Source organism: Pseudomonas sp. ACM7 (assembly GCF_004136015.1).
Taxonomy (GTDB): domain Bacteria; phylum Pseudomonadota; class Gammaproteobacteria; order Pseudomonadales; family Pseudomonadaceae; genus Aquipseudomonas; species Aquipseudomonas frigoris.
The window spans coordinates 3,298,713-3,323,374 of record NZ_CP024866.1 but is presented as its reverse complement, the minus strand read 5'-3'; the positions used below and the strand labels follow the sequence as shown (position 1 = coordinate 3,323,374).

19 protein-coding genes and 1 tRNA gene are annotated in these 24,662 nt (G+C 54.7%); 14 read left to right on the top strand and 6 right to left on the bottom strand.

The features are described 5' to 3' along the window. The first annotated feature begins 8 nt into the window (after positions 1 to 8). The gene (locus CUN63_RS15590; protein WP_129440695.1) at positions 9 to 1,232 is read left to right on the top strand and encodes a multifunctional CCA addition/repair protein; all 1,224 of its coding nucleotides are present in this window, start codon (positions 9 to 11) and stop codon (positions 1,230 to 1,232) included. Between the two features lie 87 nt (positions 1,233 to 1,319). On the opposite strand, the gene folK is transcribed toward CUN63_RS15590, so the two are convergent. Together folK and folB are read right to left on the bottom strand one after the other, a co-directional pair. Beyond that, on the bottom strand, positions 1,320 to 1,838 hold the full coding sequence (gene folK / locus CUN63_RS15585) for a 2-amino-4-hydroxy-6-hydroxymethyldihydropteridine diphosphokinase (protein WP_129440693.1): 519 nt from the start codon (positions 1,836 to 1,838) through the stop codon (positions 1,320 to 1,322). Continuing rightward, the gene (gene folB, locus CUN63_RS15580; RefSeq protein WP_008008297.1) at positions 1,829 to 2,185 is read right to left on the bottom strand and encodes a dihydroneopterin aldolase; all 357 of its coding nucleotides are present in this window, start codon (positions 2,183 to 2,185) and stop codon (positions 1,829 to 1,831) included. The genes folK and folB overlap by 10 nt, the downstream gene beginning before the upstream one ends. A 74-nt stretch (positions 2,186 to 2,259) precedes the next feature. Here folB and plsY point away from each other — a divergent pair, with 74 nt between their 5' ends. After that, positions 2,260 to 2,829: a glycerol-3-phosphate 1-O-acyltransferase PlsY gene (gene plsY, locus CUN63_RS15575; protein ID WP_129440691.1), complete on the top strand. Its 570-nt coding sequence runs from the start codon at positions 2,260 to 2,262 to the stop codon at positions 2,827 to 2,829. A gap of 35 nt (positions 2,830 to 2,864) precedes the next feature. On the opposite strand, the gene tsaD is transcribed toward plsY, so the two are convergent. Continuing rightward, a complete protein-coding gene (gene tsaD, locus CUN63_RS15570) occupies positions 2,865 to 3,890 on the bottom strand; it encodes a tRNA (adenosine(37)-N6)-threonylcarbamoyltransferase complex transferase subunit TsaD (protein WP_129440689.1) in 1,026 nt (341 codons plus the stop codon). A gap of 199 nt (positions 3,891 to 4,089) precedes the next feature. On the opposite strand from tsaD, the gene rpsU reads away from it, so the two are divergent. From rpsU to CUN63_RS15535, 6 genes are all read left to right on the top strand, one after another. Beyond that, positions 4,090 to 4,305, top strand: coding sequence for a 30S ribosomal protein S21 (rpsU, locus tag CUN63_RS15565; RefSeq protein WP_002551877.1), 216 nt, complete (start codon positions 4,090 to 4,092; stop codon positions 4,303 to 4,305). A gap of 482 nt (positions 4,306 to 4,787) precedes the next feature. Further along, positions 4,788 to 6,755, top strand: coding sequence for a DNA primase (dnaG, locus tag CUN63_RS15560; protein WP_033056223.1), 1,968 nt, complete (start codon positions 4,788 to 4,790; stop codon positions 6,753 to 6,755). A gap of 67 nt (positions 6,756 to 6,822) precedes the next feature. After that, on the top strand, positions 6,823 to 8,673 hold the full coding sequence (rpoD, locus tag CUN63_RS15550; protein WP_129440687.1) for an RNA polymerase sigma factor RpoD: 1,851 nt from the start codon (positions 6,823 to 6,825) through the stop codon (positions 8,671 to 8,673). Positions 8,674 to 8,794: 121 nt separating this feature from the next. After that, entirely contained in the window at positions 8,795 to 12,541 is a 3,747-nt protein-coding gene (locus CUN63_RS15545; RefSeq protein ID WP_129440685.1) for an EAL domain-containing protein, read from the top strand. A 15-nt stretch (positions 12,542 to 12,556) separates the two neighbouring features. After that, positions 12,557 to 12,633 (top strand) — tRNA-Ile (locus tag CUN63_RS15540). Positions 12,634 to 12,761: 128 nt separating this feature from the next. Continuing rightward, entirely contained in the window at positions 12,762 to 13,829 is a 1,068-nt protein-coding gene (locus tag CUN63_RS15535; protein ID WP_129440683.1) for a site-specific integrase, read from the top strand. Between the two features lie 116 nt (positions 13,830 to 13,945). Here CUN63_RS15535 and CUN63_RS15530 read toward each other — a convergent pair whose 3' ends face one another. After that, entirely contained in the window at positions 13,946 to 15,361 is a 1,416-nt protein-coding gene (locus tag CUN63_RS15530) for a MarR family transcriptional regulator (RefSeq protein ID WP_129440681.1), read from the bottom strand. Between the two features lie 88 nt (positions 15,362 to 15,449). Between CUN63_RS15530 and CUN63_RS15525 the strand changes: the two genes are divergently transcribed. The 5 genes from CUN63_RS15525 to CUN63_RS15500 all read left to right on the top strand — a co-directional run bounded on the left by CUN63_RS15525 (position 15,450) and on the right by CUN63_RS15500 (position 20,105). Next, the gene (locus CUN63_RS15525; protein WP_129440679.1) at positions 15,450 to 15,668 is read left to right on the top strand and encodes a DNA-binding protein; all 219 of its coding nucleotides are present in this window, start codon (positions 15,450 to 15,452) and stop codon (positions 15,666 to 15,668) included. Between the two features lie 9 nt (positions 15,669 to 15,677). Then, positions 15,678 to 16,607 (top strand): plasmid replication initiator TrfA, encoded by a 930-nt coding sequence (trfA, locus tag CUN63_RS32750; RefSeq protein ID WP_371928182.1) that lies wholly within the window; start codon positions 15,678 to 15,680, stop codon positions 16,605 to 16,607. Between the two features lie 152 nt (positions 16,608 to 16,759). Next, positions 16,760 to 17,023 (top strand): XRE family transcriptional regulator, encoded by a 264-nt coding sequence (locus CUN63_RS15515; protein ID WP_129440677.1) that lies wholly within the window; start codon positions 16,760 to 16,762, stop codon positions 17,021 to 17,023. Positions 17,024 to 18,346: 1,323 nt separating this feature from the next. Then, complete coding sequence (locus tag CUN63_RS15505; protein WP_129440675.1) at positions 18,347 to 19,081, top strand: hypothetical protein; 735 nt, start codon at positions 18,347 to 18,349, stop codon at positions 19,079 to 19,081. Beyond that, a complete protein-coding gene (locus CUN63_RS15500) occupies positions 19,074 to 20,105 on the top strand; it encodes a hypothetical protein (RefSeq protein WP_129440673.1) in 1,032 nt (343 codons plus the stop codon). Before CUN63_RS15505 ends, CUN63_RS15500 begins: the two co-directional genes overlap by 8 nt. A gap of 1,323 nt (positions 20,106 to 21,428) precedes the next feature. Here CUN63_RS15500 and CUN63_RS32205 read toward each other — a convergent pair. Next, a complete protein-coding gene (locus CUN63_RS32205) occupies positions 21,429 to 21,554 on the bottom strand; it encodes a hypothetical protein (RefSeq protein WP_256657528.1) in 126 nt (41 codons plus the stop codon). Positions 21,555 to 21,922: 368 nt separating this feature from the next. Here CUN63_RS32205 and CUN63_RS15495 point away from each other — a divergent pair, with 368 nt between their 5' ends. Beyond that, entirely contained in the window at positions 21,923 to 22,648 is a 726-nt protein-coding gene (locus tag CUN63_RS15495) for a TOPRIM nucleotidyl transferase/hydrolase domain-containing protein (RefSeq protein WP_129440671.1), read from the top strand. A gap of 167 nt (positions 22,649 to 22,815) precedes the next feature. On the opposite strand, the gene CUN63_RS15490 is transcribed toward CUN63_RS15495, so the two are convergent. After that, a complete protein-coding gene (locus tag CUN63_RS15490) occupies positions 22,816 to 24,510 on the bottom strand; it encodes a DUF262 domain-containing protein (RefSeq protein WP_256657743.1) in 1,695 nt (564 codons plus the stop codon). Between the last annotated feature and the right edge of the window lie 152 nt (positions 24,511 to 24,662).

The following is a 24,662-nucleotide window of genomic DNA, read 5'->3' as shown; positions in this document are numbered from 1 at the left end:
GGTTTTTTATGCAGATTTATAAAGTCGGCGGCGCGGTACGTGATCGCCTGCTGGGCAAGCCTGTCACCGACATCGACTGGGTTGTGGTTGGCGCCACCACGGAAGAAATGCTCGCCAAGGGCTTTCGCCCGGTGGGCGCGGACTTCCCGGTGTTTCTTCACCCCAAAAGCGGTGAGGAATACGCCCTCGCCCGGACCGAGCGCAAAAGCGGACGCGGTTACGGCGGCTTTACCTTTCACGCCAGCACCGAAGTCACCCTCGAAGAAGACCTGATCCGTCGTGACCTGACCATCAATGCCATGGCCGAAGACGATCAGCAGAACCTGACCGATCCTTACCACGGCCAGCGCGATCTCGAGGCGCGCTTGCTTCGTCACGTTTCCCCCGCGTTCGCCGAAGATCCGCTCCGGGTTTTGCGTGTTGCCCGCTTCGCTGCTCGTTATGCGGGGCTCGGCTTCACGGTTGCGCCAGAGACACTGGAACTGATGCGCCAACTCAGCGAGTCAGGTGAGCTGGAAGCCTTGACCGCCGAACGCAGCTGGAAGGAAATTTCCCGCGCCCTGATGGAAGATCAGCCACAGGTGTTCATCGAAGTGCTGCGCGAGTGTGGCGCTCTCAAGGTATTGATGCCGGAAGTCGATGCCTTGTTCGGCGTACCGCAACCGGAGGCCCACCACCCGGAAATCGACACGGGCGTGCACACCTTGAGCGTGCTGGAGCAAGCGGCGCAGCACAAACAATCACTCACCGTGCGCTGGGCCTGCCTGCTGCACGACCTCGGCAAGGGACTGACGCCCGAGGAGGAGTGGCCGCGACACATTGCTCACGAGCACAAGGGCTTGAAGCTGATCAAAGCGGTCAACGAACGCTTCAAGGCACCGAAGGACTGTCAGGAACTGGCTCTGCTGGTGGGCGAATATCACACCCACGGCCATCGCGCCCTGGAGCTGAAGCCTTCGACGTTGCTAGAGTTGCTGCAGAGTTTCGACGTTTACCGTCGGCCGCAGCGGTTCGAGGAATTTATCGCCGCGTGCGAGATGGACGCGCGTGGACGTAAAGGGCTGGAGCAGCGAAGTTATCCACAGGCTGATTATTTGCGGGGGGCGGCGAATGCTGCTCGGACCGTGGCAGTTCAGCCGTTGCTGGAGAAGGGATTCAAAGGGCCGGAGCTGGGCGAGGCGATCAAGCGAGAGCGACTAAAGGTGCTGAAGACTTACAAAGAAAAAGCCTAAGCAAGAGCAAAAGATCGCAGCCTTCGGCAGCTCCTACGGGGCGCACATCAATCCTGTAGAAGCTGCCGAAGGCTGCGATCTTTTGCTTTACAGCAAATCTGAGGGCGTCAGCTGCTCACCGCGCCACTCGAACGCCACCGGCGCCAACACTTGATCAATCTGTGCCTCGCGCCACAAAGCCGCAAAACTCTTGCCTACCCCCGGATGCACGCGATCCGGTGCAATCAGCGACAACGGCCACAGAACGAAGGCATTTTTCAGAATTTCTGCCCGCGGCAGGATCAAGCCATCGAAGTTGCCCACCAGATCGCCGAACAGCAGCACGTCGATATCCAGCGGCAAACCCTTGCGATCCGGCGCATAACGGCCGTTGTCCGCCTCGATGAATTTCAACCGGCGATCCAGCTCAATCAGCGGCAAATCGGTAAAAGCCGACACCACAAAATTGAAGAACGGCCCGCTCTTGATCCCCACCGGCTGGCTTTCGAACACCGCCGAGCAGCGTATATCCACGAGGAAACCTGCCAGGGCTTCCAGGCCAGCCTGCAAATGGGATTCGCGCTCGATATTGCTACCGAGCCCGAGAAACACCTGAGTCAGCGACATCCGCGCTCGATCTCCACGCCCACACCGCCCGTGGCAGCCGGGATGGCGCCTGGCTTGGTCAGCTTGAGGCGCATCCAGGTGATGTTGAATTCGCTCATCAGCACTTCAGCCAGACGCTCGGCGAACGTCTCGACCAGTTGGAACTGCGCCTGCTCGGCAAAGGCCTGGATTCGCGACGACACACTGGCGTAATCGAGCGCCAGCGTCAGGTCATCACCGGCGGCGGCCGGGCGATTATCCCAGGCGAAGCTCAGATCAAGACGCAAGCACTGTCGGATGCCTCGCTCCCAGTCGTAGGCACCAATCACGGTGTCGACTTCCAGGCCCTCGATAAACACTCTGTCCAAGCACTTTTCTCCGCTGCACGACAAGGGCGCAATGCGCCGTTAGAATCAGGGCGTCCTCGCCCGGAATAGTTAGCATGTTTTGGTTACTGGCGACCCTCGCCTACCTGCTCGGCTCTCTGTCCTTCGCCATTTTGCTCAGCCGCCTGACCGGTAACCCCGATCCGCGAATGAGTGGCTCGGGCAATGCCGGCGCCACCAACATGTTGCGCCTGGCCGGCAAAAAACTCGCCGTCCTGACCTTGATCGGGGACCTCTTCAAAGGCCTGCTACCCGTACTGATCGCCGGCGTTGCGGGCCTTTCGCTTCAAGAACAGGCCTGGATCGGCGTCTGTGCCGTCATCGGCCACCTGTTCCCGTTGTACTTTCGCTTCCGCGGCGGCAAGGGTGTCGCCACCGCTGCCGGCATGCTGCTGGGCCTCTACCCGCCCGCCGCACTGCTGGCGGTCTGTGCCTGGCTGCTGACGTTCTACCTGACTCGCACCAGCTCACTGGCAGCCTTGATCGCCACACCGCTGACCCTGCCGCTGCTGGCCTGGCAAGAACCGGCGGCACTGCTGCCCATGAGCGCACTCACGGGACTGATCGTCTGGCGTCATCGGGGCAATCTACGCGACCTGTTTGCCGGGCGCGAACGGCATTTTTAAATACCGGGCATGAGCGCGGCTCATCCCGCACATCATCACAGCGCCGACAATTGCTCCATCGGCCAACGCGCCTGCACGCTGATTGCCAGGCTTTCATGCTGACCGGCCTGCAAACGCTGGCAGCCGGCAAAGGCAATCATCGCGCCGTTGTCGGTGCAGAACTCCGGACGAGCATAAAAAACATCGCCCTTCATGTCGCCGAGCATCTTCTCCAGTGAGGTACGCAGTGCCTTGTTGGCGCTGACGCCGCCAGCGATCACCAGACGCTTCATACCGGCCTGTTTCAGGGCACGCTTGCACTTGATGGTCAAAGTCTCCACCACGGCCTGCTGGAACGCCAGCGAGATGTCGCAACGGGCTTGCTCGCTGTCGTCCCCGGCGCTGACGCTCTGCTGCCAGGTGTTCAGGGCGAAGGTTTTCAAGCCACTGAAACTGAAAGCCAGTCCTGGACGGTCGCACATCGGGCGCGGGAAAGTGAAACGTCCTGCAACCCCTTGCTCTGCCAGCCGAGCGATTTCCGGACCACCCGGATAATTGAGCCCCATCATCTTCGCGGTCTTGTCAAAAGCTTCACCGGCGGCATCGTCGAGGGTCTCGCCCAAGAGCGTGTATTGACCGATCCCGTCGACCTGAACCAGCTGCGTATGACCGCCAGACACCAACAAAGCGACGAACGGGAATTCCGGTGGCTGCGACTCCAGCATCGGCGCCAGCAGGTGACCTTCCATGTGGTGCACACCCAGCGCCGGAATACCCCAGGCGAAGGCCAGCGCCTGAGCGCAAGAGGCGCCCACCAGCAAGGCACCGACCAGGCCAGGACCCGCGGTATAAGAGATGGCGTCGATCTCGGTCGGCACACAGTCAGCTTCGGCCAACACCTGACGAATCAAGGGCAGCATGCGTTTGACGTGGTCACGCGAGGCCAGCTCCGGCACGACCCCGCCATAGGCGCGGTGCAGGTCGATCTGGCTGAACAGCGCGTCGGCCAGCAGGCCGCGTTCACTGTCATATAATGCGACACCGGTTTCGTCGCAGGAGGTTTCTAATCCCAGTACTAGCATGGGTTTGCGCCTTGTTTAGGCTGAATTCGAAGGCGCGCATAATAGTCGCCATGGGATGCCCCGACTAGCGGTTTTCGATCAGAGGCTTTGCATTCCGGTCGATGAGGAGTTAACATCCGCAACCCTTAAAAACCGACGTCTTCAAGTGCTCTTTTGCCACGAGGATGTTGACCCCGGTAATGAATGAAGGTAGCTCTGGATGCCAGCCGTCAAAGTAAAAGAGAACGAACCCTTCGACGTAGCTCTGCGTCGTTTCAAGCGCTCCTGCGAAAAAGCCGGTGTACTGGCTGAAGTTCGTAGCCGCGAATTCTACGAGAAGCCTACTTCTGAGCGTAAGCGCAAAGCAGCAGCCGCTGTTAAGCGTCACGCCAAGAAAGTTCAGCGCGAACAGCGCCGCGCGGTTCGTCTGTACTAATACACAGACGTTCGTAGCAAGCTTCTGCCAAGCCCGGCCCTCAGCCGGGCTAATGGCATTTGCGGACAACGCTTGATGCTTCACCGTCAAAGCCGCACACGCGACCGAGACAAATCTGCTTCACAGCGTCAGACCTGGCTCTTTTGCCAGCGGTGCACGTCTTTTCTGACGAGCCTTCCAAGGCTACTGACGAGCACACCCACTGATTCCTCTCACGACGATCAGCCCAAGGCACCTTCTTGCGTGCCAGCTTATGAGCTATCCGAGGCCATCGACAGGCCGCAGCGGATTTCAGCGCAACACTTTCAAATAGTCGAATACTGATTGGTACTAACGTCAGTGGATTTTCGGCAGATACACTTCCCGACAGCGATTACGCAGACGACACTGGTCGAGCCGCACATTTTGCGCGCCTCAAACAACGACCCGCGCTCAGCCGCTCTTCGTTTCGGATTCATTGCAGCGCAGATGACGAGAACGCCATGGCCGGGCTAATTCCCCAGAGCTTCATTGACGACCTTCTGAACCGCACCGACATCGTCGATGTGGTCAGCTCGCGCCTGCAAATGAAAAAGGCCGGCAAGAATTACACCGCTTGCTGCCCGTTTCACAAAGAGAAAACCCCCTCCTTCAGCGTCAGCCCCGACAAGCAGTTCTATTATTGCTTTGGCTGCGGCGCTGGCGGCAACGCCCTCGGCTTCATGATGGACCACGACAATCTGGATTTCGTCCAGGCGGTCGAAGAACTGGCCAAAGCCGCCGGCATGGAAATCCCCCGCGAAGAAAGCGGACGGCCGCACAAACCGCGACAGCCGACCGATTCGCCGCTGTACCCGCTACTCACCGCCGCCGCCGACTTTTACCGCCAGGCACTGAAAAGCCATCCATCGCGAAAAGCAGCGGTGGATTACTTGAAAGGTCGCGGACTGACCGGCGAAATCGCCCGTGACTTCGGCCTCGGCTTTGCCCCGCCCGGCTGGGACAATCTGTTCAAGCACTTGAGCAGCGACACCCTGCAACAGAAAGCCATGATCGATGCCGGCCTGCTGATCGAGAACGCCGAAACCGGCAAACGCTATGACCGCTTCCGCGATCGCGTGATGTTCCCGATTCGCGACAGCCGCGGGCGAATCATCGCCTTCGGTGGCCGGGTATTGGGCGACGACAAGCCGAAATACCTGAATTCACCGGAAACCCCGGTATTCCATAAGGGCCAGGAACTCTACGGCCTTTATGAAGCACGCAAGAACAACCGCAACCTCGACGAAATCATCGTCGTCGAAGGCTACATGGATGTTATCGCCCTCGCCCAGCAAGGCCTGCGCAATGCTGTCGCGACCCTGGGCACCGCCACCAGCGAAGAGCACTTGAAGCGCCTGTTTCGCGTCGTGCCCAACGTTCTGTTCTGTTTCGACGGCGACCAGGCAGGTCGAAATGCCGCCTGGCGGGCATTGGAGGCAGCGCTGCCGAGCCTGCAGGACGGGCGGCGCGCACGCTTTCTGTTCCTCCCCGAAGGCGAAGACCCGGACACGCTGGTCCGCTCCGAAGGCACTGACGCCTTCCGCGCACGGATCAACCAGCACGCCCAACCATTAGCGGACTATTTTTTTCAACAGCTGACCGAGGAATCGGACCCACGCTCGCTCGAAGGCAAGGCCCATATGGCCACCCTCGCCGCGCCGCTGATCGACAAAGTCCCGGGGGCGAACCTGCGCATCCTGATGCGTCAGCGCCTGACCGAAATTACCGGGCTTAGCGGCGAAGCCGTGAGCCAACTGGTACAAAGCGCCCCCCAGGAAGCGCCGCCGGCGTACGACCCGGGCATCGATTACGACGCCATGCCGGATTACAGCGACTACCATCAGCCGCAGGCACAAGAGATGTATGCGCCGCAGCAGGAATGGACACCGAAGAAACCCGGCGCCGGCGGAAAAAAATGGGACAAAAAACCGTGGGACAAAAACGGCAAACGCGGTGGTGATCACGATCAACCCCGCGCGCCACGGGTGCCGGCCGCTGTAGAGCCGCCGACCCTGGCCGCCTTGCGCACACTATTGCATCACCCGCAATTGGCCGAGAAAGTCGAGGATGCCGGGCACTTTGCTGCCGAGGATCACACCAACACGCAATTACTGGTGGCCCTTCTCGAAGCCGTACAGAAGAATCCCAAGCTAAACTCATTTCAGTTGATTGCACGCTGGCACGGTACGGAGCAAGGACGTTTGCTCAAGGCGCTGGCGGAAAAGGAATGGCTGATTGACGGAGATAACCTTGAACAACAGTTTTTCGACACCATTACTAGCTTGTCAGCCCGCCAACGCGAGCGAAACCTGGAACAACTTCTCAGGAAAGCACGTCAAAGTGAACTGAGTGCCGAAGAGAAAAATCAACTGCGCGACCTATTAAGTCGCAATGTTTCCGCAACAAGCCCGACCTCAACTGGCGCGTGAGGTCATAGCTCAGGTATAATCCTCGGCTTGTTTTTTGCCCGCCAAGACCTTCAGTGGATAGGGTGTTATGTCCGGAAAAGCGCAACAGCAGTCTCGTATCAAAGAGTTGATCACACTTGGTCGTGAGCAGGGTTACCTGACTTACGCGGAGGTCAACGACCACCTGCCGGAGGATATTTCAGATCCGGAACAGGTGGAAGACATCATCCGCATGATCAATGACATGGGGATCAACGTATTCGAGGTTGCGCCAGATAAGGATTCCCTTATGCTGGCCGACGCCGATACCGACGAAGCCGCGGCCGAAGAGGCAGCAGCAGCGTTGGCAGCGGTCGAGACCGACATTGGTCGCACCACCGACCCAGTGCGCATGTACATGCGTGAAATGGGTACGGTAGAGCTCCTCACACGTGAAGGCGAAATTGAAATCGCCAAGCGTATTGAAGAGGGCATCCGCGAAGTGATGGGCGCAATTGCGCACTTCCCTGGCACGGTTGACCACATTCTGTCCGAATACACTCGCGTCACCACCGAAGGTGGCCGCCTGTCCGACGTCCTGAGCGGTTATATCGACCCGGACGACGGCATTGCGCCGCCTGCTGCAGAAGTGCCGCCGCCTGTCGACCCGAAAGCCGTGAAAGCGGACGACGACACCGACGACGACGACGCTGAAGCCAGCACCGACGACGAAGAAGAAGCCGAAAGCGGTCCGGATCCGGTCATCGCAGCTCAGCGCTTTGGCGCTGTCTCCGATCAGATGGAAATCACCCGCAAGGCGCTGAAAAAGCACGGTCGTGGCAACAAGCTGGCAATTGCCGAGCTGGTGCTTCTGGCTGAGCTGTTCATGCCGATCAAACTGGTTCCGAAGCAATTCGAAGGCCTGGTCGAGCGTGTTCGCAGTGCCCTGGATCGCCTGCGTCAGCAAGAGCGCGCGATCATGCAACTTTGCGTTCGTGATGCCCGCATGCCGCGTGCCGACTTCCTGCGCCAGTTCCCGGGCAACGAAGTTGACGAAAGCTGGTCCGACGGCCTCGCCAAAGGCAAAGGCAAATACGCTGAAGCCATTGGTCGCCTGCAACCGGACATCATTCGTTGCCAGCAGAAGCTGACCGCGCTGCAAACCGAAACCGGTTTGACGATCGCCGAGATCAAGGACATCAACCGTCGTATGTCGATCGGTGAGGCCAAGGCCCGCCGCGCGAAGAAAGAGATGGTAGAAGCGAACTTGCGTCTGGTGATCTCCATCGCCAAGAAGTACACCAACCGTGGCCTGCAATTCCTCGATCTGATCCAGGAAGGCAACATCGGTTTGATGAAAGCGGTAGACAAATTCGAATACCGCCGCGGCTACAAGTTCTCGACTTATGCCACCTGGTGGATCCGTCAAGCGATCACTCGCTCGATCGCGGACCAGGCCCGCACCATCCGTATTCCGGTGCACATGATCGAGACGATCAACAAGCTCAACCGCATTTCCCGCCAGATGTTGCAGGAAATGGGTCGCGAACCGACCCCGGAAGAGCTGGGCGAACGCATGGAAATGCCTGAGGACAAGATCCGCAAGGTATTGAAGATCGCTAAAGAGCCGATCTCCATGGAAACCCCGATCGGTGATGACGAAGACTCTCACCTGGGTGACTTCATCGAAGACTCGACTATGCAGTCGCCAATCGATGTCGCTACCGTTGAGAGCCTTAAAGAAGCGACTCGCGAAGTTCTCTCCGGCCTCACTGCCCGTGAAGCCAAGGTTCTGCGCATGCGCTTCGGTATCGACATGAATACCGACCACACCCTCGAGGAGGTTGGTAAGCAGTTCGACGTGACCCGTGAACGGATTCGTCAGATCGAAGCCAAGGCGCTGCGCAAGCTACGCCACCCGACGAGAAGCGAGCATTTGCGCTCCTTCCTCGACGAGTAACAACAAAACCCCCGGCCCAGGCCGGGGGTTTTGCATTTTGCAGATTAAATCCCCCGCGCCTCCCTCCCTCCGAATTGCCCGTCTACACTCGAAACATTCCCCGAGCCATAACGAGACCGTTATGCCCAGACTGCCGACCGTGCTTTTTTTACTGTCGCTATTGACCTGGACCGCAACGGCTGGCGCGCTGACTCTGAGCGACGAAGAACGTAGCTGGCTGGCGGCTCACCCGAACTTGCGCCTGGGAGTCGATGCGTCATGGCCACCCTTCGAGTTTCGCGACGATCAGGGCCGCTATCAGGGCCTTGCGGCGGACTATATCGACCGGATCCGTCAACGCCTGGCCATCAAGCTCACGCCCATCGAGCCCGTCAGCTGGACCGTCGTCCTGGAGCAGGCCAAACAAGCCAAGCTGGACCTGTTGCCCGGCATCATGTCGACCCCGGAGCGCCAGACTTACCTGTCATTCACCCGCCCCTATCTGGACTTTCCGATTGTCATCCTTGCCCATGCCGGAGGTCCCCAGCCACGCAAACTCGAAGACCTGTACGGGCTGAAAGTCGCCGTGGTGGAAAACTACGCCCCCCATGAGCTGTTGCGCACCCACAATCCCGACCTCAATCTGGTGGCGATGCCTAACGTCAGCTCAGCGCTGCAGGCGCTGGCTACCGATGAAGTGGATGCGGTGGTCGGTGATCTCGCCTCCAGCGTCTGGAGCCTGCGTCAGCTCAAGCTCGACGGGCTCTACGTCAGCGGTGAAACCCCCTATCGCTATCAATTGGCGATGGGCGTGCCCCGGGACAACAAGATACTGGTCGGTATTCTGGATAAAGTCCTGGCGGACATGACCCCGGACGAAATCAATGAGATTCAGGAGCACTGGGTCGGCAACGTCCTCGATCATCGAACATTCTGGAACGATCTGCTGATGTACGGTCTGCCGGGGTTGCTGCTGCTGATCATCGTGCTGGCGATGGTTATCCGGATCAACCGCCGGCTGAGTTCAGAAATTTCCCGCCGGGTCGACCTGGAGCAAGAACTGCGCAGCAGCGAATACCATTACCGCGGGCTGGTGGAGAGCCTTTCGGCCATCGCCTGGGAAGCGCGGATCAGCGATTTCACCTATAGCTATGTGTCGCCCCATGCCGAGGATCTGCTCGGCTACCCCTTGTCTCATTGGCTGATTCCGGGCTTCTGGCGCAACATTATCCACCCGGCCGACCTGACCCGCGCCCAGACCTTCTGCGATCACGAAGTATTGGCCGGGCGCGATCACAGCCTCGATTACCGGGTCATCACCGCCGATGGCCGCTGCATTTGGGTGCGCGATATCGTCAGCCTGATCGAGCACGGCCATGAACCGCTGATGCGCGGGCTGATGATCGACATCAGCGAAGCCAAGCGCACCGAAGAGGCGTTGCGCCTGTCGGAACAGAAGTTCGCCTCGGTGTTCCAGCAATGCCCGGACATTCTGGTCATCGCACGACTCTCCGACGGCTGCCTGCTGGAGGTCAACGAAGCGTTCGAAGAACAGATCGGCCTCAAGGCCGAAGACGTCATCGGCCAGACGGCCACCGACCTGAACATCTGGGGCATACCCGGCGTCGGGCCAGGCTTGTTGCAACGGTTGCAGGCCGGCAGCATCCGTAACCTGGAGATGCCCTTTCGCCGCAACAATGGCCAAGTGTTTACCGGCCTGATCTCCGCTGAACCGTTCGACCTCGATACAACCCCGGCGCTGGTAGTGGTCGTGCGGGACATCAGCCAGCTCAAGGAAACCCAGCAACAGCTGCAAACCTCCGAAGAGAAATTCGCCAAGGCCTTCCATGCCTCACCCGACGGCTTGCTATTGTCACGGCAGAGCGACGGTTTACTGATTGAGGTCAACGAAGGTTTCAGTCGCATTACCGGTTTCAACAGCGCGATGTCCGTGGATCGCTCTGTCCTCGAACTGGGAATCTGGGTCAATCTCAACGAACGCAAACAGATGCTCGATCTGCTGCATCGGGACGGATTCGTCCGCGACTTCAGTTGCCATATACGCCGCAGCGACGGACAGATTCGCCTCTGCGAGGTGTCCAGCCGTCCGCTACCGATCGGCGATGAAGATTGCATGCTGACCATCGCCCGGGACATCACCGAGCGACACCTGATGCAGGAGAAACTGCAACAGGCTGCCACGGTATTCGAGAGCACCGCCGAAGGTGTATTGATCACCGACACTCAACAGCACATCAGCGCGGTCAACCGTGCGTTTACCGAAATCACCGGCTACAGCGAGAGCGAAGCATTGGGCCACACCCCTCGCCTGCTCGCCTCGGGCCTGCACGACAGCGCGTTTTATGCCGCCATGTGGCATCAACTGACCGCCGAAGGTCATTGGCAGGGCGAAATTTCCAACCGGCGCAAGAATGGCGAGCTCTATCCGAGCTGGCTGACCATCAGTGCGGTGCGCAACCGAGACAGATTCGTCACCCATTTTGTCGCGGTGTTCGCGGACATTTCCAGCCTCAAACACGCCCAGGCCAAGCTCGATTACCAGGCACACCACGACCCGCTGACCGGGCTGCCAAATCGCACGCTGTTCGAGAGCCGATTGCTGACTGCGCTCAACAACCAACAGGAAAACGGCGGCCAGGGCGCGGTGCTGTTCCTGGACCTGGACCGTTTCAAACACATCAACGACAGCCTGGGTCACCCGGTCGGTGACCTGCTGCTCAAGGGCATTGCCGTGCGCCTCAAGGAGCAGTTGCGCGACATCGACACCGTGGCGCGCCTGGGCGGCGACGAATTCATCATCCTGCTGCCCGGGCTGCAGCAATCCAGTGACGCCGACAATATCGCGACCAAATTGCTCAATTGCTTCGGCGCACCGTTCCAGGCTGGTGAACATGAGTTTTTTATCAGCGCCAGTATCGGCACCAGCCTGTATCCCAAGGATGGCTGCGACGTCGCCACGCTGGTCAAGAACGCCGATGCGGCGATGTACCGCTCAAAGGCCAAGGGTCGCAACCGGGTCGAAAGCTACACCCGCGACCTCACTGCTCAAGCCAGCGAGCGTGTCGCACTGGAACATGAGCTGCGACGCGCTATCGAGCGCAACGAACTGCACCTCCATTATCAGCCGAAGATCAGCTTGGTCGACAATCGCCTGGTCGGCGCAGAAGCGCTCATTCGCTGGCGCCACCCGACCTTCGGCGATGTGCCGCCGGAGCATTTCATTCCGCTGGCCGAAGAAAACGGCATGATCCTGCAAATCGGCGATTGGGTTCTCGAAACCGCCTGCCGGCAGATGTTCGAGTGGAATCAGATTTACGAACCCGTCGGCCCGCTGTCGGTCAACCTCGCGGGCGCTCAATTGCGCCAGCCGAACCTGCTCGGTCGGATCGAACAATTGCTCAAGGACAACCGTCTCAAACCCGGTTTCCTGCAACTGGAAATTACTGAAAACTTCATCATGAGCCAGGCTGAAGAAGCGCTGGCAGTGCTGCATCAACTCAAGCACCTGGGCGTGCAACTGGCGATCGACGACTTCGGCACCGGTTACTCGTCCCTGAGTTACCTCAAACGTCTGCCACTGGACATTCTCAAGATCGACCAGTCTTTCGTCCGCGGCCTGCCGGATGATCCCCACGACGCAGCCATCGTTCGCGCCATTATCGCTCTGGGCCGCAGCATGCAATTCACCATCATTGCCGAGGGCGTGGAAACCCTCGCACAGCAGCAATTCCTCGCTGCCGAAGGCTGTGAACAGATCCAGGGCTACATCGTCAGCCTGCCCTTGCCACCGGAAGAATTTGCCGCGACGTTTCTTCGTATAGCCATTTCAGACTTTTCGGATAGCACAGCCGAGAAACCGTCGCTATAATCCGCGGCCTACTGAGGGCCTATAGCTCAGTTGGTTAGAGCAGAGGACTCATAATCCTTTGGTCCACGGTTCAAGTCCGTGTGGGCCCACCATACTCAAAGCCGCGCATTGCGCGGCTTTTTCATGCCTGCTACAAAAACTGCTAGACCAGTCCTATAGTCCAAAGGTACAAATTCAGTACAGTGCCGTTACAACGGCAAGCCTTTGGAGTAGAAAAAACATGGCTACCCTCGTCAAAACGGCTGCCGGCACGTGGAAAGCCCTGGTGCGTAAAACTGGCTGGCCGACCAACACCAAAACCTTCCGCACTAAGCGCGATGCCGAAGACTGGGCGCGCCGCACAGAAGACGAAATGGTCAGGGGCGTTTACATCCAGCGCAGTGGCTCCGAGCGCATGACCTTGGAAATGGCACTAAAACGCTACATCCGTGAAGTCAGCCCCACGAAGAAGCCGACCACTCAGCGCGCCGAAGCTACCAAAGCCCAACAACTGATCAACCACCTTGGTAAATACTCCATGGCGGCCCTCTCCGCCGAGATCATCGCCGGCTACCGAGATACTCGACTGGCCACAATTACCAATCGCGGCAAGCCCACAAGCAATAACACTGTCCGACTGGAACTGGCGCTGCTCAGCCACCTTTTTACCGTGGCCATTCAGGAGTGGGGATTGGGCCTCAGCTTCAACCCGGTGCTGAACATCCGCAAACCAAGCCCCGGTGAAGGCCGCGACCGTAGATTATCTGTAGAAGAAGAACGTCGCCTACTGGCGGCCGTAAACAATCACAGCAATCCCATGCTGGGCTGGATTGTCCGCATCGCACTTGAGACCGGCATGCGCTCGTCAGAGATCACGTCCCTGCGCAGACACCAGGTCGATATGAACAAGCGCGTGGCGCGCCTCTCAGACACCAAGAATGACAGCGCGCGCACTGTTCCGCTCAGCAAGTGGGCTACAGAGACTTTCCAGGCAGCGCTGAACAACCCGGTTCGCCCCATCGACTGCGATTTGGTGTTCTTTGGCGAACCAGGCAAAAACGGTAAACGAAGCCCTTACGCATTCACCAAAACATGGGGCTTGCTGAAGACCAAGCTAGGCATGCCTGATCTGCGCTTCCACGATCTGCGCCATGAGGCAGTAAGCCGATTGGTCGAGGGTGGCCTATCCGACCAAGAGGTATCCGCCATCAGCGGGCACAAATCGATGCAGATGCTCAAGCGCTACACGCACCTGCGCGCTGAGGACCTGGTAGGCAAACTGGATCAACTGGACAGCAAGCGCTCTTGAGTCAAACGCCCTGCTGAAGAGCGCCATCATCCTCAGTTATTGGAAACTCCAGCCGCTTTTATCCCGGCAGAGAATCCGCCGGGATAAAAGCGGCTCACCCTAGAAGCCTCTTTTGACTAACGTGAATCCATCAATCGAACCAGCCCGTCGACTGTGCCTTTGCCAAGACCCACCTCTTTAGCGATAGCTGCGACTGACAGCCCACGCCTTAGTGCATCCCGGATATCGTCCCGAATACCCTCAGGCACCTGCGCTTCTCCTGTTAGCGGATTAATATAATTACCCGCATGGTGGGCGTTGACCAACTGCTCCAGGCTTTTCTTGGCTTTTGATATGGCCTGTCGCGAAATACCCAAGCGCTTTGCCATTCCAGACTGACTGAGCCCATCACAATGCATAAGCCAGACTTTCTCACGCAGCCCTATTAACGCACCTCTACGTGGCGCTATTGCATGCAGACCTGAATGCACCTGGTCATACGCTGTCTTTCGCACTTCTTGCATATCAGCAGCGTCGGGGGGTCGAAAATTCACCGCAAAATCAGACCTAGCCGACCCCATCAGGACTGAAAGGTGGTGTTGAAACGCCGCCTTGTAACGCAGATCCGCATGATATTTTGATGAGCCAGGCTTATGGATCGAGCAATACCGCTGGCTTAGATTCCCAGCCGTCATTCGCTCGACGCGAAACCCTCCAAATACACGCCCAAGCTCTACAGCCTCTGCTCTCGAGATCAACGCGACTGTCGGAGGAAGATGCTGGCATGTTTTCAGCATCAGAGCCTGTTCCCACCTCACGTCCTGCTCATCTTCAGTCAATGTTCCAGAGCGAAGCACCGCACCAATTCCCTGCCGCTCGTTGACATCAATCTCCTGCAACCTTTTAGACCTGATGCTTTCTCGCCAACAGAGTTCGCAGTACAACGTACCCTGCGGCCGCGTACGGTCATCTCTCAGAGCATCAAAGTCCATCAAAGCCTTGGTGAGCTTGGGTCTGAAGTGCCTGAATAATCGAAACAACTCACGCACCGACTCAAGAGCGCCGCATAAAACTCCAGCATCAGGAAGTGGAATACCTGACGGACCAAGCAAGCTGCGTATAGCAAATCTAAAGTTTGAATCCCAGCGCTCCAAGTTCAGGAGCTGCCAGTCGATTTCAGGCATACCTTCTGGTTTAGCATCCACGAGATCACTCACCACAATCTCTACAGCCAGCGTGCTATCACCATTTTCGGCTAGCTTCGTGCTAGGGATTGCCCACAAAAGCGGTGGCCGCTGCGCCATCTCCGACAAGCGAACGCCTGCCAGCAACACCCTTGCCCAGTCGCCTTTGTAGCTTTCGATGCACCTATCAAAGACTCTATCAAGCTGCTTCCGAACTAGAGGCCAGATTGGGTAGCGCCTGGAGGTAAGACTTGAAGATACAGACAAGCCCGAGAGAACAGCCTTGAAACCCGAATCGAAATCAGGCGAACACCGGGGATCGCTGGCGAAGCTAGTCAACAGGTGTTCGAGGTAATCAGCGCGCGCCATGTCAACCTATACGTTAAAAACACTCATCTCATTCTAGGCGTAACTACTCGTATTGTTCCACCTACATTACTCAAGTAGGTGCAAAGACATGACAACCGAAGAACTGATTCTGACCAGCAACGGCGGGTCTCCACTCCTCTCGTTATCGCAAGTAGCCGATATCCTTCATCGCAGCCCTGAAGGGCTACGCATCACGCTTTCCGGGGACAATGAAATCGCACGAAACCTCAAGCCATGCAGGATCAAAATTGGTCGCCGCGTTTACTTCCGCGTCGTCGGCATTGCTCGCTTTATAGACGAAGCGTGAGGCTAACCAGTGTCTGCGTTGGCCGCACTGACGCGACTGGGAGAGTCGTTTTCCAACCGGTCGCCCACCTCACCGGAAATACAGCAGGATGCCCCCAAGACTGAAGCCCTGCTGACCAGCTGGCCAGATGAAATGAGGGGCATACCCAATGTCACACTCCGTTCAGCGCTCTTTGGTTCCAGTCGATCCAGTAGTCAGGCATTTCTCCAGCGCGCCGAAATTTTTACTCAAAGACCTACGCGTATGCGATATACAGGGCCGCGACTAGATCAAGGCGACCTAGATGTCTGGATCACACTTCTGCATATCGCACGCCGGAAAATGCTGGGAAGATCCTTCAAAACCTGTGCGTACGAATTACTGAAGCAGCAAGGGAAGACCGATGCTGGCAACAATCGGAAAACTCTTAACAAGCGCCTTTTCAGACTCGCAGCCGCCACGATTGAGATAAGTGCAACACAGCACTCCTACACCGGCGGCCTGATTGACTCAATCTATAGGGACGAAATTACGCATGAGCTCGTAATTACTCTTAACCATGAGCTCTACAAAATGTTCGGACCAAATGAATTCACTCACATTGATTGGTCCGTTCGTCGGAGCCTGAATTCAAAACCACTTGCGCAATGGCTGCATGGCTATTTATCGAGTCATGCCGAGCCCATACCAGTATCGGTTGACACGCTCTTGCTGATGGCCGGCTGCCAGAACGCATCAGCATCCAGCCGAGAACAAAATCTTCTAAGGGCACTGGACTCACTGCAACACGCTAGCGACCTCCACGGCCAGCCGTTCAGCTATGAGATTCGCGGTGGCAACGTGCACATTAGGAAAACACCAAGCAGCAGCCAATCCAGGCACCTAGGAAGAAAAGGCAGTGGATCCAAACGGAACTTAGATACCGTACCGTTGGCTAGGCAGTACCGTACTGTTGGATAGAAACTACCGTACCGTTGGCTAGCAAATACCGTACTGTTGGATAAGTTATCCACAGCCGAGATCCTCTACACCCCGCGGATCTGCGGGGCTCTACAGAAAGCGCGCACTCCCTTAATCCTTTCTAATCATTTTAATCCGGCTCGGTGATCACCATGAGCAAGGTCGAAACAAGCAGCGGCAACGTCTATGACGATCTTGGCTTCCCCGATGCCAAGACCATGCAGGCCAAAGCACAGATAGTGGCATCGATGTGCCAAGCAGTTGAGGCAAAGCGGTTGTCGCTCGATCAAGTAGCCAGAGCGCTAGGAGCAACCGAGAATGAGCTAGATAGACTACTGACAGGTCACTTTCAAGCTTACTCACTTGGCGAACTGGGACGTATGAAAAAGAAGATTCAAAAGCACACGGAGACTTGACTAGCGTGCCCATCGATCAGCCCTGCTACTGGTGGGAATACTTCATTACCCGGGATAGGAATCCGCTCGGACCAACTTCCTGACTAGCGGTGTTCGACGATACGGAGCTCTGTGACCTAGCGAGTCCATTGATGAAACCAAACAACGCCACTAGTTCACGTTGTGAACAATGCTGGAGGTCCTGGAGGACATCAAACTGCCAGAGCTGGAATGGCTACTTTCCAAAGTGCGACAGCAGCTCAAGCTATAGCCGCACCACCCTTCACTGCCTCATCTCTGGCTCGTCACTTTCCGGTCTTTTGCGACGCGACGTGATTCAGCATCGACCCGCATCCTTTCTATCGTACCGTAAGCACTAAACCGTTCCTGATCGGGCACCTGCACCCGGCCCTGCACATGCCGCACTCCACTTGACCACCTATTTGCATTGCCACTGACCAGTGAATTGCATTCGTGCTGACCAAGCGTTTGCATTCGACTTGACCAGCACACGGCATATTGACGACAGGCAGAGATCGGCCATAAGCGGAAGCTCGAGGAAGGATGTCCAGCATCGGGGATGTTGACTGGATGATTGCCAGCCTCGAGCACATAGAGGAGGGCTAAAACCATGTTTAGCCCGTCTTGAATCTTGGTACCCCTTCTTGCTTCGTGAGAAGCGCTGTTCCGGAGCAGTTCAGCGCACAAAACTACGTTGGCATAGCTTTGTGCCGGAAGAACGGACGAACGGACGAACGGAGAAGCGAGCGTTCTTAGTTGATCTATAACTTACAAATAGCAATGCATTACCTTTCGAAATATCGATATATAAATGGATTGCTTTTTACTGACGAATGAAAGCACAAGGCGCCCCTATGTATTTGATATCCCCATTCTCAGCATTTGCAAAACACCACTCCACTAACGCCCAAGCCAATCAAGAAGATCTTCTATATGCATTTGATGACACAACGATGCAACTGGCAAGTGCACAGATTTTAGCTGCGAAAGACATTCTAGGAGAGACGAGTAATTTGTTCGTATCCCTGTATGGGCAAACCTCCCAAGCTCGTACCGATTACAAGGACCTCCTAAAAATCAGAATCAATTATAAACATGAAATAGAGTCTAACTTTAATCAGATCTCCGAATCGCGACTCAGAAGATTCAAACTTGGCATGTGCTCACTTGAAGAATATCTTAGTTCTCAATACCTGACTGACCAATCGAAAGCTGTAGCACAGATAGAATCTATAGATGAACGAGTACTTTTGTTAAAAGCGAACAGAATGCAAAATTGGCTTGCCAATTTTAACAGCTGTCTTCTTGACTTCGCACAAATAAATGAAAGCAATAAAATCAGATGCAAAATATACGCCCCCCCACGCCGGATGTTATAAATACACAAGGAGTGGAGATGCTTACTTCGAGAAAGGAGATATTATTGCAGAGTTCACGGGCCCCAGTATTCCGCCTCACGCTACTAGCCATGCAACCGAGATCGAAGGCTTTGTCGAAACACTTTATGTTCCTCACGGCGAAAGTGTTGCGGCCGGCCAGCCAATACTCAAACTCGACACTACGGAAACCAACGCAAAAATCAAATTACTTTCAAGTATAAAATTCCAACTGGAGCAGGCACTCGATGACGCAATTAACGAAGTAAGGAACTGTGAAGTCGAGCGAAAAACCATTAGACTTAATTTATACAACAACGCTCGCACATATAAAGAAAAAATGATGAATGCTGTAAAAACCGCTATGGAACGAGGAATTGTGAGCCCAGAAATGTACATGTTTATTCGAAACGATTTTTTAGAAGCTGACATAATGCTAAAGCAAGCAGAGCAGGATTCAAAGATAGATAACGCGTTAAACCTGCTGACTCGCAAAATTCTCAGCACTCAAATAGAACTGGCCCAAACCAGAATTCAAGCACTTGAAGATCGAATAAACAATAGTACATGTATAGCCAAAGCTCCCGGACGGTTGTATCTAGTGACATACAAGGGTGGTTATGCCCCAGCAGGAGTGCCACTCTTCTACTTGGCTACAGCCGAGGATAAGTTTAATGGATAATGCCGGCGCAGACCTTTATGAAATAGAAAAAGCATTGAACCACGAGCTTGAAGGTTTTGCGCTTGCAGCACAGGAGCAATGGAATGCCATTGACGCTTTTTTGCAAAAGCCTACTACGGAGGTGATGCTTCAATTATCTGGCAGCATTGTTTTACTCGCATTTGCAGCCCCTCTTCTCCTATCGCCGCCAGCCATGTTCTCAGTGACAAGCGGTCTTGCTTTATCTTTAGACTTAATAGTTGGCTCGACCGGGGTCGGAGTTAGCTTTACACAGATCCCGAATGCATTTTCCGATGACAAGTCTCAATATTTGAAAACAAAAGAAGCTATCGATACCGGCCTAAGTCTCAGCAATGTTAATGCAGCGGCCTTAATGGCGGTACAGCTGGCTGCTGACCAGCCTTTTGATCATTCATTGCACAGAGCAAAATTAGTAAGCTCCGTAGTCGAACTTCTAAACATTCTACCACTTCTTGCGAAAGATGAAGATGCCGCACGAACCATGTACGACCTAACTCAAGCCTCAAAAGGTATTTTCGATAACCAATCACCAACTGAGGCACCACCCCAATCAAACTCTCAACCCCCCAAAATAAAAGCGCCAGCACACAGGGCGCGCAGCACTTCTAGCACTAGTGAAGTCCAAGATCACTTTAAGGAAATAGAACACCAAATGGAAAAGATTCGTCGTGAGTCTGAAGAAAGAAACAAAGCATACTTAAAACAAGCTAAAGAACAGCAGAAGAGATTGGATGAACTCGCCGAACAAACTAAACGCGAGGCAGAGAAGCGAAAGAAAGAGGCCGAGATGATTATGGAAGAGGCAAAGCGGAAGGCAGATGCCGAGGCGAAAAAATTGGCAGAGTTACAAATGCAAAAAGCTAGGGAAGCAGAGGATATGCAACGGGCGTACAACCAGGCAGCCGAAGATCATCGACGAGGTGGCATAAGCGCATCAGGAGGTGGAGGTTCGCTAGAAGGCGCTAGAGCAAAAGAGGAAATATTAACCAACAAAATGCCCTAATTAAAACGGAGAATAACCACCACTAAGTGAAACTACAATTTCGGTACCTGGGGCAGTTTTCATGAGCGATTCCATCAAACTGCAGTCAGCCTGAACCTTTTTGCGAGCGAGGGCGGAGTCCTAATGTTGGTCGCTCAGCCGATCGCATCGCCTGACCAGGTCATACACTGACTTTCCACAGCGCAACAATTGTGGGCCGGAGCTGATCGAATGCGACCGCCTTCATTGTGGTCGCAAAGGCCTTGCCTTAGGCCCACTAATGCCTGCACCAGAATCAATGGCGGCCCTCCGTTTCCTTCTGAGTGTGGGGTGCAGCCTCTCTCTATCGTCCGCAAGCCAGGGTACAACCTTGCTGGCGGTTAACCAAGAGATGCCAAATGCGAACAGACCGGCCGATTCGCCTGCAAATACAAAGCCTCGGTATTTTTCGTCTAAGTGGGATATCGCCCCAACTCCTAACGCGGCAACCGACCCGAGTATTGCGATAGCGCATATTAAGTAGATCACCATTCGTCGGCCGGCCATAGTCGGCTTTTGAGTGAGCGACTGCTCGCATTTTCGTTTAGCCCTGAGGTAGAAAATGCGGCAAAACGCGGTAAGGACTAAAAAGAGAACTGTAGCGGACGCCAGATGAACGCCGGGCACCCGTTCCATCGTTGGGGGCTCAACACAGCTGGCTAACGCGGCTCCCGCCGTGCGCACGGCTTCGTCAACAGCTGGGCATAGCTTGCAGTTACATGGGAACAACGCAACCCCGAGTGCAGCGATTGCAGCAATCTTGCTCAGCCAGGCCTCGCACTTCGAACCGCCAAGATAGGCAAGTAGGAACGCGGCAATTGAGAACAGGGACCCCACAAATACGTCCCGCGCCCAACCACCTTGGACGTATGCTTCACTGATAGAATCAAGCCATTTGCCTGCCAAGAGGGTACACACTGCTCCCAGAGACACTGCAATAAGGCCCACTATCAGCTTCATGGTGCCTTGATCTATGTCTTCAGGCTCATCCGTCGGGTCACTTGTTGCTTCGATAGGGCATCGGCCAGGGAGTACGTTTGAAGAAGCTTCTGTGTCCATATAGGGAATCTCGGGCTGTTCGGACAGTGTTCCGATGGATGAATGGACGGCGCTGGCGCGGTGTGAACCCTCGTGCCACACCTGACATTACGCAATCAGGATGTACTGTCGAACTTCACTATCCCTAGAGCCCCCTCTCGGCCAGCCTTGGGGACACATGTAGGTTTAGCACAGGGCGGCGGAGAACACGCACCCTCAAAGGCAGGAAGACCAACGGTGATGATTCACTCGCCGGCCACTGGGTTGTCACGCAATCGGAGCCTTGATACCCAACTGCGCGCTGGCCTTGGCTAGCAACCGGTCGACGTGCATCTGGGTTTCGGCGGTGATACCGCAGTCAACGCAGGAATCCACCTGCGCCTTGACCTGCATTGCGTCTCACTCAAGAACGCGTGAGGACATCCGCTTTTGGCCGTTCTCTGCCGCTCGCAATGGGCAGAAAACGGCCAGAAGCTGACGGTCGAAATGATCGAGGCCGGACAAAATGCTGGAACTCAGCGACATCAAGATATTGTGTCTAACTGGGTCTTGTGCATTCATTATTTACGGCGAATGTAGTAGGTGAGAGTATATTGATGCGTCAAACCCTAAGGGGCGCCCCGATTGACGCCTACTTAAAGAGATTTGTCGAGATAGGAAAAGGAATCGACAAATAGCGCTATTCCAACCACACCCTGGTTACGAGAGGCACCAATCTTTATTTCACGGAACCTGAGTTAACGCCCAAAGGAAAAATCACAATGGCTACAACAATGGAAGATATTATTTACGACGAAATGCTTGACTCTCTTTGCGCAGAGGAAATCATGAAAAAAGCTGCTGGGGCTCAATGCATTTATATTTTTGTTGAAGGCGAGTCCGAAGAAGCTATTTTTCAAATGCTCCTTGAGGACTGTGGGCTAGACTTTAAAACACATGGAATCGTTATCGCAAACTACAATGGCATCGGAAATCTTAGAAACTCAATCCGACTTTTGAGAAAAACATTGAGTCACGACAGACCAATAATCATGACTTATGACGATGACCGGCCAGGAAAAAGAGAAGCCCAACACATTGACGATGAATTAATCACTGCATTTAAGATTCCTCAAACCCCAGTTGTAAAGTATCCAGACGGAAGTGATGGCGGGTCACTCGAAGAAGCATTTCCTCCAGAACTGTTCATAGAGTCCAGCTTTAAATGCGACGTAATTTTAAACTCCAATGAAAACATAAAGTCAGATTTTTCCGCCATATTTGATGCAAAAAAACCATGGTTTGCCCAGCTGGCAAGTTTTGTGAGCAGCATAAACATGAAGGCCGGCTCAATAAACAAAGTGAGACTAGCTGAACATATGGCCGAATCATGCAACCCAATACCAGATACATTTAAAAAGCTAGCTGAACTAGCATTAAAACTACGAGAGCAACACCCAGTAAAAAGCCCAAATGATGTTGATCTGTCTTTTTTGAATAGTCGGTAATAGCCGATTATTTCAAAAATCAAGTGAATCGCGATATGGAATTCCAGCTTTGGTCAATTTCTGCTATTGCTACCGGCGGCTATGGGTCGACTATAGCCTGTGGTGGCCTGAGGCAGTCGACCAAAAAGCAGTCATTTGAAATGTCTTCAAAAGCCGAGTCGGTTCAGTCAAAGCATAGTCATTAGGGCAGCGACGATTTTGTCATGCCGCTCCTGGATTGCATCCTGACCCCAGACCCGGCCATTGCTCACGAAGCTCGTGATCTCTCTCTGTTGGAAGTTGTGAGTATAGGTTTCCAGTTTCTGCTTGAACGGGATGTTGCCCACCGCACAGTTATGGGATTTGGAAAGCAGTAGATAGTTGCCGAGACAGTTTAGGTATTCCTCTCTGAAGGTCTCGTTGTAGGTGTCATAGCCGTGGGGGTGGACCGATGGTTCGGTAGTGGGAGCAATGTGCTCCAACTCGGGTCGGTAAATGTCACTGTAGCGCCGTTGTGCGTAGCCACGGTGACCATCTCCTTCGAGGTGTACTTCATATTTCCACAACAGATGCTTGGCGGTTTTGTGGTTGATTTCACCGTCCAAGACAACAAGCAATTTATCGTTGTTCCAATAGGCCCACCACCAATCACTCGCAGTCTTAAGCCGCTCGATCTGATTAAGGATCGGGTCTATCGACGACTGCTCCGTGGAAAATGCCTCGTAAACATCATTTATGCGAGAAGTAATGTCCGCACGCGTGCCAATCAGGCGATGACGGATGATAAGGCTCTCAAAAGCAACGCAGAGTCTGTTCTTGTCAGAAAGGCTAAGGCCGAACCGATAGGCTTTGAGAATGAACGGCAGTACGATCGCGATCCCGCCCAAGGTCACTAATGAGTGGATCGGGAAATTGCTCCGTTCGTCCTCACCAAAGAAAACAGATAAATGCTCAAAACTGATTGCTAGGGAATCGGTAAATACCTGTACGAATTCAAGTGGCGACTGCCCGGCCAGCATTTTCTCGACTCTGTCCAATGCACCGCTCTCCCAAAGGGAGTTAAAGTAAACGCGAAGGGTAATCTGCAACACATCATCTTCATTGATTCGGTACTCAATCGCCGATATCGACTTGTAAATAGTTTCGAAACGATTTTTTATCTCATCGATAAGACTGTCTTTTTGCTGTTGATCCTCTCCGTGCAGATGTATGGCGTACATGAACTGCGCTTTCACCACTTCTAGGTTGGATGGTCGCTTACCTCGGTTATTCTGGAAAATGAACATCTGAATTGCTTCAGCTTCATCCCGAACAGGGTGCGTGCTGCACGAGGCCTGGGACACGATTCTCAGCATGTCTGTCATATACTCCTCAGATTGGCTGCTTAGCATCATCTTGAAGTAATCGAAGGCCATAATGAGCCGCTTGGCTGAAGTCGTCTTTACAGTAGGGACGTCTTTCCTAGATTGGTTGATCACATAATCGACAAATACTTGGTTGTCATAGTCGACTGTCTTGAAGCGGATCTGGCTTTCCCGCTTGACTAGGTCCTTGTAGCAGTCCTGCTCATCTTCGGTAAGCGCTCGCTTGCCCTGCAGGCATGCGAATAGTGCCGCTAAGAAGAGACTAATCGTCGTTAGACGTTGCTGACCGTCAATCACCCTAAACTCCCCTTGCGCCTCCTCAAACAGGAAGTGGCCGAAGTAATATGGACTTCGGGTCTTGCTGCGGCGGTATGACTCAAGGTCGTAGAGGAACACATCCGTCTGCGTGGTCCGGTTTGAGCCCTCGGTAGGCGTTTCCCAGGCATAGGCGCGTTGATAGGCAGGCACCACGATTCGGTTGTTGGCCATCATATTACGGATGGTCGTCGAAGCTTCCACGGAGCATTTCCTTATTGATAGTGGCGTAGTGCCCATAATCTATTGAGTTAAGAAATTTTGCACGGTTTGCAAACCTTGGCTGCAGTCGGAGGCACAATCGTCTGTTCGGTTTGCGATTTGATCTTTCAGCGCGCGATTCTTCCTGCTCGATA

What these genes read in the sequence shown, in the direction of transcription:
- CUN63_RS15590 (WP_129440695.1), top strand. Translation starts at nt 9, where the DNA reads ATGCAGATTTATAAAGTCGGCGGCGCGGTACGTGATCGCCTGCTGGGC.
- folK (WP_129440693.1), bottom strand. Translation starts at nt 1,838, where the DNA reads ATGTCGCTGACTCAGGTGTTTCTCGGGCTCGGTAGCAATATCGAGCGC.
- plsY (WP_129440691.1), top strand. Translation starts at nt 2,260, where the DNA reads ATGTTTTGGTTACTGGCGACCCTCGCCTACCTGCTCGGCTCTCTGTCC.
- tsaD (WP_129440689.1), bottom strand. Translation starts at nt 3,890, where the DNA reads ATGCTAGTACTGGGATTAGAAACCTCCTGCGACGAAACCGGTGTCGCA.
- rpsU (WP_002551877.1), top strand. Translation starts at nt 4,090, where the DNA reads ATGCCAGCCGTCAAAGTAAAAGAGAACGAACCCTTCGACGTAGCTCTG.
- dnaG (WP_033056223.1), top strand. Translation starts at nt 4,788, where the DNA reads ATGGCCGGGCTAATTCCCCAGAGCTTCATTGACGACCTTCTGAACCGC.
- rpoD (WP_129440687.1), top strand. Translation starts at nt 6,823, where the DNA reads ATGTCCGGAAAAGCGCAACAGCAGTCTCGTATCAAAGAGTTGATCACA.
- CUN63_RS15545 (WP_129440685.1), top strand. Translation starts at nt 8,795, where the DNA reads ATGCCCAGACTGCCGACCGTGCTTTTTTTACTGTCGCTATTGACCTGG.
- CUN63_RS15535 (WP_129440683.1), top strand. Translation starts at nt 12,762, where the DNA reads ATGGCTACCCTCGTCAAAACGGCTGCCGGCACGTGGAAAGCCCTGGTG.
- CUN63_RS15530 (WP_129440681.1), bottom strand. Translation starts at nt 15,361, where the DNA reads ATGGCGCGCGCTGATTACCTCGAACACCTGTTGACTAGCTTCGCCAGC.
- CUN63_RS15525 (WP_129440679.1), top strand. Translation starts at nt 15,450, where the DNA reads ATGACAACCGAAGAACTGATTCTGACCAGCAACGGCGGGTCTCCACTC.
- CUN63_RS15515 (WP_129440677.1), top strand. Translation starts at nt 16,760, where the DNA reads ATGAGCAAGGTCGAAACAAGCAGCGGCAACGTCTATGACGATCTTGGC.
- CUN63_RS15505 (WP_129440675.1), top strand. Translation starts at nt 18,347, where the DNA reads ATGAAAGCAATAAAATCAGATGCAAAATATACGCCCCCCCACGCCGGA.
- CUN63_RS15500 (WP_129440673.1), top strand. Translation starts at nt 19,074, where the DNA reads ATGGATAATGCCGGCGCAGACCTTTATGAAATAGAAAAAGCATTGAAC.
- CUN63_RS32205 (WP_256657528.1), bottom strand. Translation starts at nt 21,554, where the DNA reads ATGCAGGTCAAGGCGCAGGTGGATTCCTGCGTTGACTGCGGTATCACC.
- CUN63_RS15495 (WP_129440671.1), top strand. Translation starts at nt 21,923, where the DNA reads ATGGCTACAACAATGGAAGATATTATTTACGACGAAATGCTTGACTCT.